This is a genomic window from Armatimonas sp. (assembly GCF_964826245.1).
The window spans coordinates 1-9,487 of the sequence record NZ_CBAYMC010000178.1 but is presented as its reverse complement, the minus strand read 5'-3'; the positions used below and the strand labels follow the sequence as shown (position 1 = coordinate 9,487).

The following is a 9,487-nucleotide window of genomic DNA, read 5'->3' as shown; positions in this document are numbered from 1 at the left end:
ACCCCACGGCGGGCAGGCTCAGGCGAAAAACAGCGGTCAGGATGAAGATACATGAGGCACTATTCTCGAAAAACCGGTTGATCTCCTTCCTGAAAAAGGAACCCTGGTGAGCCCTGTCGAATCGTGGGGCATGGACTTTCTGGCGGCGGTTCTGCGGCTCTGGGCTCCTCTGGGGCTGGCGGCACTGGGGGGGGCACTCTCCGAGCGGGTGGGGGTGATCGCCCTGGGGCTGGAGGCTAAACTTCTGGCGGGAGCCTATGCCGCCGTGGCCGTGGCAAGCGCGACCGGCAGTGCCTGGCTGGGTTTGCTTGCCGGACTGCTGGCGGGTGCTCTGGTCGGGGCACTCCATGCAAGCCTTGTGCTCTTTGCGAAAGTCCCCGCCGTGCTCTCGGGCGTCGGCCTGAACCTGGGGCTCCTTGGCCTGACGACATTTCTGCTGCGTGCTCATGGTGAATCCGGGCTTAGCACCCAAACGCGTTTTTCCGCAGAGCTTGGCATTCCTTTGGCGATAGCCTTAGTCGCACTGGCTGCCTTTGTGGTCGCCAAAACGCCGCTAGGCCTGCGCCTGAGGGCGTGTGGTGAGAAGCCGGAAGCGGTGCGTGCCGCCGGACTCAACCCTGAGGCACTACGGCTGGGCACGGTCACCGTGGCGGGAGCACTCACCGGACTTGGTGGCGTGCTCCTGGCGCTCATGGGGCTGGGGGAGTTCACCGAGAACATGACCTCGGGGCGCGGCTATATCGCACTAGCCGCCGTGATTTTAGGGCGCTGGAGCCCCCTTGGTGCAGCAACCGCAGCCCTTTTCTTTGCCCTCGGGGATGCGCTGGTCGGAACTCTCCAGAACGTGGGATTTGCCCGAATCCTTCCCCCAGATCTGCTCCAGCTCTTGCCCTATATCGCGGCTCTGTTGGCTTTGGCATTGGTTAGAGGCCGAGGAGCCGCACCCGCTGCCCTGGTGTTCCTCGGCGGACTATCTGTCAGCGCTGGCTAGATCAGGACCGGTGCTCACTTACCCCTGAGGTTCGACTCGTCGGCCATCGCGCAAAGAGAGGATCTCGTCGGCTCCGGTGAGCATCCCGGCATCATGAGTGACGACAATCACCGTGCCTTTGGTGCGCCATGCCGCCAGCGCTTCAATCACCCGATGCCCATTGGTCTGGTCCAGCGCCGCCGTGGGCTCATCGGCAAAGAGAATCTCGGGCTCGTTGATGAGTGCACGGGCCACCGCCACACGCTGGCGCTCGCCACCGGAGAGCTGGCTGGGGAGCTTATGGGTCATGGTGGCGAGCCCCAAGCTCTCTAAAAGCTCTTGCGCTTTCTGGCGTGCGGCGGCACTGGGCTGTGGTGCTGCGACCACGATATTTTCCAGCGCTGTGAGGTAGGTCAGCAGAAATGGCTGCTGGAAAACAAAGCCAAAGCGAGTCCGCCGCAGGCGCATCAGCTCCGGATCAGGGAGGTGCGAGAGCGCCAGCTCCCCGAGAGCCACTTTGCCTTCCGTGGGTCGCTTGAGCCCAGAGAGCAGATACAGCAGGCTGGATTTCCCGGAGCCCGACGGCCCCATGATGCCGTAGAACTTACCTGGTGGCAGGCTCATGCTGACATCACGGAGCGCGTAGGTAGTTCGCTCGCCATCACGGTAAGCCAGGGTCAAGTTTTCACAGGAGAGTGTGTCGTGCATTTTCTTACCGCCTCTCAATAATGGTCACAGGGTCAAGCTTCAGCAAGCGGTAGGCAATCGTTCCCACCGAGAAAAGCGTAATACAGATCGGAACGGGGATCGTGTGGGCGTAGGCATCGAGGTCGAAGGGATCCAAAAAGAGCCCGCGTGCCCGAAAAACGGACTCACCGAGAAAGCGCATCAGGAGCGCCGTGGACGCCGCTCCGACAATCCAGCCTGCAATGTTAAGCAGCGCTGTCTCTGCCAGTACCCGTCCGATGAGTCTTGGCCGTGAGTAGCCAATGGCTGCCAGCACCCCAAACTCCGAGAGGCGCTGGGTGAAGTAGATATTGGCCAGCATCCCACTCATCAGCGTGATGGCAAAGATCACGGCGGAGGTGACCACGCCCATGATCATGTAGAGCGACTCCAGGCTGTCGCGCACCTCGGTGATGAGGTTCTCTTTGGAGAGCACTTGGACATCGGTGGGGGAGAGCTTTCCCTTGGACTTATCGCTCACCGGCATCATGGAGCGGTTGAGCGTGTCGCGCTCATTGACATCTTTCCAGGTGTAGAGAGTACAGCGCGGGTTGAGGAGGAAGTAGCGGGTGCAGAAGCTCCGGCTGGTAAAGCCCACCCAGACCGGGCCTTTCAAAATACCAACGAGCTTGACGGGGATCGGAGCCGCCGTCGCCATACCACCTTGCTCCGTTGGGCTCACCACGTTATCCCCAATCTTGAGCTTCTTATTCTCCACCATCGGCTCCGAGAGTACCGCCTCAGGCATTCCCTCAGCCGGCAGGCGACCTGCAACCAGCGTCGTGCCCATCCGCTGCATCAGATAGTCCCGGTCATCGTCTGGCACGCCCAGCACCACAAAGGGCAAGCGTCCCATCACGGTCTTGATATTGCACAGAAAGAACGCCCCCTCCATCGTCCGCTCGACTCTCGGATCGCTCTCCACAATCGCTCGCTGGGTTTCGGGAACCTCTCGGAACTGCTGCTGTGGGAGCACGTAGGTGAAGTACTCGGTGTAGCGGTAGATCGTTCTCACGGTCAGGTCAATCGCATTGGCCAGCACGGTCACCCCTGCAATCAGAAAGACCGCCAGTACAATTACCAGGCCCATCGGCAGCGCTCGTGAGGCATTGCGCCGGAAATAAACAAGAGGAGAGAGAGGGTTTGTCATGTTCGTGAAAAATAGTACAAACGGATTGTACCTTACGCTTCTAACGGGGATTTGGTGGGAAGGTTCCCAGCAGACAAAATGCTTTACCTTTGATGACTCTGCTATAATCGCCGCATGAAGCGTCTCCCTAATATTGTTTTTATTCTTGCCGACGACCTAGGCTATGGTGACTTGAGCTGCTACGGTCAGACGAGGTTTACAACGCCGAACATTGACAGAATTGCCAACGAGGGCATGAAGTTTGTCCAGAGCTACAGCGGCAATGCGGTCTGTGCGCCGTCGCGCTCGGTGCTGATGACGGGGCTGCATCCAGGGCACACGCCCATTCGTGATAATCGGGAAGCGGCAGATAAAAAAGAGGGGCAGCTCCCTTTGCCTATGGGAACGGTGATCTTGCCGATGCTGCTGCAAAAACTCGGCTATGTCTGTGGGGCGTTTGGGAAGTGGGGACTGGGCGGGCCGGACACGCACGCTGCGCCGCTGAAGATGGGGATCAGTCGCTTCTTTGGCTACAACTGCCAGCGCGAGGCGCATAACTTCTACCCGCCGTATCTCTGGGACGATGACAAGAAAGTGCCGCTCAATAACCCAAAATTTGCTGCACACCAGAAGCTTCCCGAGGGAGCAGATCCTGAGAATCCGGGCAGCTACGTGAGCTTTACGGGCAAGGACTACGCTCCCGATACGATCATGGCGCAGGCGCGGCAGTTTATCCAAGACAACAAAGACAAGCCGTTTTTCTGCTTCGTCCCGACGACGGTTCCTCATCTTGCGCTCCAGATCCCCGACGACTCCCTTACCGAGTTTGCGGGTAAGTTCCCCGAGAAGCCCTACCCCGGCGGCCGCTCGTATCTGCCGCACCGCACACCGCGCGCGGCCTACGCGGCGATGATCACGCGTCTCGATAAAGAAGTTGGGCGCTTGCTGGCGCTGGTGGCCGAGCTGGGCCTAGACAGCGACACGATCTTTGTGTTTACAAGCGACAATGGCCCACTCTACGATGAACTAGGCGGCACGGACACAGAGTTCTTCAACTCGGCGCGGGGCCTGCGGGGGCGTAAGGGCTCGCTCTACGAGGGGGGGATTCGCGTCCCGACGGTGGTTCGGTGGAAGGGAAAGATCAAGCCCGGCAGTGTGAGTGAGCGCGTGATCGGCTTCGAGGACTGGCTCCCGACTCTCTTTGAGCTCTTGGAAAAACGCACGTCCGTCAAGACCGATGGCATCAGCTTCGCCCCGACGCTCTTAGGCAACCGCCAGCCCGAGCGCCCCTTCTTTTACCGCGAGTTCCCCGGCTACGGCGGCCAGCAGCTCGCCCGAATCGGGGAGTGGAAAGCGGTGCGCCAGAGCCTCAACAAGACGGCGAAGAATCCTAACCCGGTCGTGAAAACCGAACTCTACAACCTCAAGACCGATCCCAACGAGACAACCGATGTCGCGGTGCAGAATCCGCAGTGGATCGCACGGCTGGAGAAGCTCCTCGAAGAGCAGCACGTCCCCTCCAAAGACTTCCCGCTCGGCGTGCTTGACCAGCCTGTGGGAGCGCCCTATTCTATAGGCTCGTCTCATCGTCGAAGATAAGAAGAGAGGCTGTTTATCCGGGCGAATTTTTTTTGGTTGCAGTGGTAAAATAACGACTATGACCCCGTCTAAGAACCCTTTCCCTGGCATCAACCCTTTTATCGAGAGTCAGCTTTCTTGGATTGGTTTTCATGGGTTGTTTCTTGGGGAGCTTGTGGGGTTTCTCAATGAAGAACTCCCTGAGAATTTTGTGGCCCATTTGGAGGAGCGGTGCTACGTCAGCACGCCGCGTCAGGGGAGCTATCCCGATGTCGTGGTGCTACGAACCGTGCCGAATCAGCCTCTCGAAAGCCGTGGGGGGTCTGCGATTATGGAGCGTCCTGTCGTGAGTGTTGGTATGCACCCAACAGGCACGGTTCCACTTGCTCCTCTGGTGCGTGAGCGCTTCGTGACCGTTAGGGATCTAAGGCGAAATCGCGCAGTGACTCTTGTGATTGAGCTGCTAAGTCCTGCAAATAAGGATCGCTGGGACCCTGGCCATGCCTCTTATCTCCGCAATCAAGAAACATTGTTGGGTAGTGAGACGCACTTAGTGGAACTCGATTTTTTGCGTGGTGGGGAACATACTGTCGCCTCTCCAAAGTTGGAACTTGTGAAGTGGGGAGCATGGGACTATCTCGTGTCGCTGCACCGTGCGGGGGCGGATAGCTGCGATTTCTGGCTGAACGCCTTGGAGGGTGCTCTGCCGGAGATCTACCTTCCCCTCATGCCTGATGCGCAGGGGGTAGAGGTTGCTCTCCAGACCATCTATGAGCGTACCTGGGCGAAAGGGGCTTTCTGGCGAGAGATTGACTACCAACTGCCCCTAAAACCCGCCGTGTCCGAGGGGCAGAAAGGCTGGCTGGCAGGTATAATTGGGACAGTATGAACAAGACGCTTCAAGACTTTCTCAATGGCCAGCTCGACACACTCCATGCGGAGCATCTCTACAAGCCCCTGACCACGGTCACTAGTGCGGTCGGGGCGCGGGTTAAGATCGCGGGCAGTGATCGGGAGCTGATCAATCTCTCGTCGAACAACTACCTGGGGCTTGCGGGAGATATGCGTCTGCGCCAAGCGGCGTCGGAGGCGGCGCTGGCAATCGGGGCGGGCGGTGGCGCGGTGCGGCCCATTATCGGCAACTTGCAGCTTCACAACGAGCTTGAGCGGCTCATCGCGGAGTTTAAGCATGTCGAGGATGTCTTAGTATTTCAGAGCGGCTTCACGGCCAACGCGGGAACCATTCCGACCATCACCGACGCCGACGACCAGATTATCACGGATAGCCTCAATCATGCCTCGATCATTGATGGTTGCCGTCTCTCAAAGGCCAAGCGTGCGATCTACCAGCACTGCGACATGGACTCGCTGGAAGAAGCGCTCAAAGCGGCGATGGGAGCCAAGAAGCGCCTGGTGATCACGGATGGCGTCTTCTCCATGGATGGCGATGTCGCGCCTCTGGACAAAATCTGCGCCCTCGCGGAGCAGTACGATGCCGCCGTGATGGTGGACGATGCCCATGGCTCAGGGGTGATGGGGGCCAATGGGCGGGGGACGGCCTACCACTTTGGGGTGCACCAGAAAATAGACATCCAGCTTGGGACACTCTCCAAGGCCGTCGGCGTGGTCGGAGGTTATATCGCGGGTTCGTCGGCGCTGGTGGACTTTCTCAAGCAGCGTGCGCGTCCGTTTCTCTTCTCGACGGGCTGTCCGCCCGCAGTCGCGGCGGCGTGTATTAAGGGAATCGAGCTGATGCGCGACGAGCCTGAGCTCTCGGCGCGGCTCTGGGCCAACACGAAGTACTGGCAGGAAGGCTTGCACAAGCTCGGCTTCGACACCGGCGTCACGCAGACCCCGATTACTCCCGTGATGATCGGCGATGAGGCCAAGACCCAAGAGGCGCAGCGCTTGCTTCGCGATGAGGGAATCCTAGCACTCGCCATTGTCTTTCCCACCGTCGGGCGCGGCAAGGCACGTCTGCGCACCATGCCCACCGCTGCCCACACCCACGCTGACTTCGACGAAGCCCTCGCCGCCTTTGAGCGCGTGGGAAAAAAGCTGGGATTGATCTAAAAAAGGAAAAGCCCCACGCACGAAGGTGCGCGGGGCTGAGCGGGGAGCTTGGGGGCTAGCTGGTGCCGCCATCCCCACCGGTTAGTTTCAGAGCGATAGGGTACTCTTCGGTTCCCACGGTGACGTAGAGATTTCCTGCCAGACCTGGAATCTTATCTGTGCCAGCAGTCCAGTTCACCTTGTTGATAATGCCTCGCACCGCATACCAGGTACCGCTGGTAGCACGGAGCTGACCGACCACGCGGCCATCGTTTGTCACACGACCATCGAAGCGGTGTGTTCCAAAGTTGCTGAGGATCGTGCCTTGCTTGTCCACGGCTACGGAGGCATCGCCCGAGGAAGTGAAGAGCCCACCAGGGACATTGCTGACATCGAAGGCATAGGACTGACCAGAGCTAGGGCCATTGAAGAGCGAGCCCTCAGTATAGGCAGCGCGGAAGCTACTGTTCACCTCAGAGCCGCCGATGCTGGCCTCAAAGTTTCCTGCGTAGCTGCTGCCACTGATCACCACATTGTAGTCGCCCGAGACACCGGCGCCCCCAACACGGTTGCCGATTTTCCCTTGAATGCTACGGCTGGTATAGAGCGCTCGCTCCGCACTGGTGGGGAGTGCCGCCACCTCGGTCGCATTGTAGGTAATCTCGCCGGAGAAGCCACCATCGTTTTCGACAGAGCCTGTAAAGGTTCCGACAGGCTTATTCGCAGCCTGGTTAAAGAAGCCAATGAGAGAGCCCGAGGGGTCAATCGTAAAGCTGATATTGCCCGTCTCACCCTTCTCAGGTACCCCATACGTTCCACGGTACGCGCCTTTGTAGGGGCTATCTCCCCCGGCGACAACTGACGAGCTCTTGCTGAACTGTGCGGGAAAGAGCTTGCCTCCCGAGCTAAAGGTAAAGTTTCCTTGGGCAGAGCCATCGGTGGTCTTGACGAGGGTTCCGGCGAGGGGAAGAGTCGCGGTTGCGAACTTGACAAGGGCGGAGAACGCACCCGTATTGCCAATCGTCCCTGTTAAGAGCCCTGTCTCGGCACCCCGTGTGAGGGAGCCAATGATATTTCCCTTGCTATCGACGCTGTAGCTTGCAAGGCCATTGAGTGTCTTCCCATCGACAAGGAGGGTCGTGTCAGCACCGTAGACACCGCTGTAGATGCCCTGGAACTCACTATTGACCGTGCTGAGTGAGCCACCAATATTGAAGTAGCCACGCTGCTCGACACCGCTGCGGGTAAGCGTGAAGTCACCACCGGAGCCCGTATTGCCGCCACCCGTGCCGCTGCCACCCGTGCTGCCACTCCCTTTGACGACTAAGAGACCGCTGATTGGGGAAGAGGTTGTCGCGCTCTTGAGGGCTCCGGTGAACTTGCCCGTGTTTTCCACAATGCCATCGAAGGCATGCACCGTGTTGGTATTGGCATCGGTGAACGAGCCGACCATCTTGCCTTTTTGTTCTATAGAGAACGAAAACGTTCCATTCTCACCAATACCAGGCAGGGTATAGGTTGAAAGATAGGTTCCCTGAAACTCACTGTCGGGTGGTGCGCCACCAGCACAGCCGGTAAGTGCTGCCAGAGAGAGTGCTCCCATCGTCACGAGAAAGTCAGCACGAGTTTGCTTGCCCATAGAATTCATCCTTTCGCTTGGGCGGTGCGGGCCGCCACGTACGTCTGTCTTAAGTTATCGGTAAATATCAGGAAGGTTTTCAGGGGAGAAATCAAGAAACTAGCACGTATGTCAAAGCTTCGATTTGCTATAGTGGGCTGTGGTGTGATTCATGGGACTCATGTCGAGGCCATTCGTGCGTTGCCAGAAGATGCTGAGCTGGTGGCGGTCTGTGATGAGGTAGGGGATCGCGCTAAAGAAGTGGGCGAGAAGCTCGGGGTTCGCCACTTCACCGATCTGACGGCGATGCTGGACTGGGGAGCGTTTGAGGTTCTCACGGTCTGTACGCCTTCTGGGCTGCACGGCTCCTGCGGCGTTCTGGGGGCGAAGGCGGGCAAGCACATTGTCACCGAGAAGCCCATTGAGGTTACCCTGGCCGCCGCCGATGCGCTGATTACGGCCTGTAAAGACAATAATGTCAAGCTGGAAGTGATCTCCCAGCACCGGTTCTCATCGGGGATGCAGCTTCTCAAGGGCTGGCTCGATGAGGGCAAGCTCGGCAAGCTGGTCTACGGCGAGTCGGTGACCAAGTGGTACCGCACCCAGGCCTACTACGACTCGGGGGGCTGGCGTGGCACTTGGGAGCTCGATGGTGGTGGCGCTCTGATGAACCAGGGCGTGCACTACGTGGATCAGCTCCGCTGGATCATGGGGCCGGTAAAGTCCGTGGCCGCGACCATGGGGACGATTGCCCACGAGCGCATCGAGGTTGAGGATATTGTTTCGGCTAGTATCGAGTTCCAGAACGGTGCGGTCGGGACACTTCTCGCGTCCACGGCGATGTTCCCTGGCTACAAGCAGTCGCTAGAGATCTACGGGACGCGCGGCACGGTCCTCATTGACAACAGCCGCGTCCGCCACGCCCAGTTCTCCTCGGGTGAGGAAGAGCAGGGGATGTTTGGGGTGAAGGCCGACGAGCCCATCGTCAAAGATGGCATCTTCACCGCAACCGGCGAGAAAGCCGAAGTCGTGCAGGCGCAAGGCGCAGGCGACCCGCGCGCTATCTCCGGCAGTGGCCACGTCGCGCACCTCAAAGACCTCATTGGAGCTATCCGTGAAGATCGTGAGACCTTCATGAACGGAGCCGAAGCCCGCAGCGCCCTAGAGCTAATCGTCGGCGTCTACGAGTCCGCCAAGACCGGCAAACGCATCCAGTTCCCCCTTTAGAAGCCCTCCTCCCTAGCTTGGGAGGAGGGGCTTAGGATTGGCCTGTACCCCTGATTTGGTCCACGGACTGAGTTAGTCTTCGGTGGTCATTTCTCCCGAAATTGCTTCGGGTTCTTCTGGCGGCGAAGCCGCTTCCTTTTTCTTTTCTGCCTCGTGTTCTGTGTCGTTCTGGTTTTGATGCTCCTGT

General features: G+C 58.9%; 8 protein-coding genes. 5 read left to right on the top strand and 3 right to left on the bottom strand.

What is annotated here, in order from left to right:
• The first annotated feature begins 106 nt into the window (after nucleotides 1-106).
• The gene (locus AC1XOS_RS15835) at nucleotides 107-991 is read left to right on the top strand and encodes an ABC transporter permease subunit (RefSeq protein ID WP_481963194.1); all 885 of its coding nucleotides are present in this window, start codon (nucleotides 107-109) and stop codon (nucleotides 989-991) included.
• Between the two features lie 18 nt (nucleotides 992-1,009).
• Here AC1XOS_RS15835 and AC1XOS_RS15830 read toward each other — a convergent pair whose 3' ends face one another.
• Both AC1XOS_RS15830 and AC1XOS_RS15825 read right to left on the bottom strand, forming a co-directional pair.
• Nucleotides 1,010-1,678: an ABC transporter ATP-binding protein gene (locus AC1XOS_RS15830; RefSeq protein WP_481963193.1), complete on the bottom strand. Its 669-nt coding sequence runs from the start codon at nucleotides 1,676-1,678 to the stop codon at nucleotides 1,010-1,012.
• A gap of 4 nt (nucleotides 1,679-1,682) precedes the next feature.
• Complete coding sequence (locus AC1XOS_RS15825) at nucleotides 1,683-2,846, bottom strand: ABC transporter permease (RefSeq protein ID WP_481963192.1); 1,164 nt, start codon at nucleotides 2,844-2,846, stop codon at nucleotides 1,683-1,685.
• Between the two features lie 114 nt (nucleotides 2,847-2,960).
• Here AC1XOS_RS15825 and AC1XOS_RS15820 point away from each other — a divergent pair, with 114 nt between their 5' ends.
• The 3 genes from AC1XOS_RS15820 to AC1XOS_RS15810 are packed head-to-tail and all read left to right on the top strand — an operon-like array spanning nucleotide 2,961 to nucleotide 6,476.
• A complete protein-coding gene (locus AC1XOS_RS15820) occupies nucleotides 2,961-4,424 on the top strand; it encodes an arylsulfatase (RefSeq protein ID WP_481963191.1) in 1,464 nt (487 codons plus the stop codon).
• Between the two features lie 58 nt (nucleotides 4,425-4,482).
• Nucleotides 4,483-5,292 (top strand): DUF4058 family protein, encoded by an 810-nt coding sequence (locus AC1XOS_RS15815; RefSeq protein WP_481963190.1) that lies wholly within the window; start codon nucleotides 4,483-4,485, stop codon nucleotides 5,290-5,292.
• Entirely contained in the window at nucleotides 5,289-6,476 is a 1,188-nt protein-coding gene (locus AC1XOS_RS15810) for a glycine C-acetyltransferase (protein ID WP_481963189.1), read from the top strand. The genes AC1XOS_RS15815 and AC1XOS_RS15810 overlap by 4 nt, the downstream gene beginning before the upstream one ends.
• A 55-nt stretch (nucleotides 6,477-6,531) precedes the next feature.
• Here AC1XOS_RS15810 and AC1XOS_RS15805 read toward each other — a convergent pair whose 3' ends face one another.
• The gene (locus AC1XOS_RS15805) at nucleotides 6,532-8,094 is read right to left on the bottom strand and encodes a hypothetical protein (protein WP_481963188.1); all 1,563 of its coding nucleotides are present in this window, start codon (nucleotides 8,092-8,094) and stop codon (nucleotides 6,532-6,534) included.
• Nucleotides 8,095-8,202: 108 nt separating this feature from the next.
• On the opposite strand from AC1XOS_RS15805, the gene AC1XOS_RS15800 reads away from it, so the two are divergent.
• Entirely contained in the window at nucleotides 8,203-9,300 is a 1,098-nt protein-coding gene (locus tag AC1XOS_RS15800; RefSeq protein WP_481963187.1) for a Gfo/Idh/MocA family protein, read from the top strand.
• Nucleotides 9,301-9,487 lie beyond the last annotated feature (187 nt).

Excerpts from the sequence above, each read along its gene's own strand:
- AC1XOS_RS15830 (WP_481963193.1), bottom strand. The coding sequence starts at position 1,678 with ATGCACGACACACTCTCCTGTGAAAACTTGACCCTGGCTTACCGTGAT.
- AC1XOS_RS15825 (WP_481963192.1), bottom strand. The coding sequence starts at position 2,846 with ATGACAAACCCTCTCTCTCCTCTTGTTTATTTCCGGCGCAATGCCTCA.
- AC1XOS_RS15820 (WP_481963191.1), top strand. The coding sequence starts at position 2,961 with ATGAAGCGTCTCCCTAATATTGTTTTTATTCTTGCCGACGACCTAGGC.
- AC1XOS_RS15815 (WP_481963190.1), top strand. The coding sequence starts at position 4,483 with ATGACCCCGTCTAAGAACCCTTTCCCTGGCATCAACCCTTTTATCGAG.
- AC1XOS_RS15810 (WP_481963189.1), top strand. The coding sequence starts at position 5,289 with ATGAACAAGACGCTTCAAGACTTTCTCAATGGCCAGCTCGACACACTC.
- AC1XOS_RS15805 (WP_481963188.1), bottom strand. The coding sequence starts at position 8,094 with ATGGGCAAGCAAACTCGTGCTGACTTTCTCGTGACGATGGGAGCACTC.
- AC1XOS_RS15800 (WP_481963187.1), top strand. The coding sequence starts at position 8,203 with ATGTCAAAGCTTCGATTTGCTATAGTGGGCTGTGGTGTGATTCATGGG.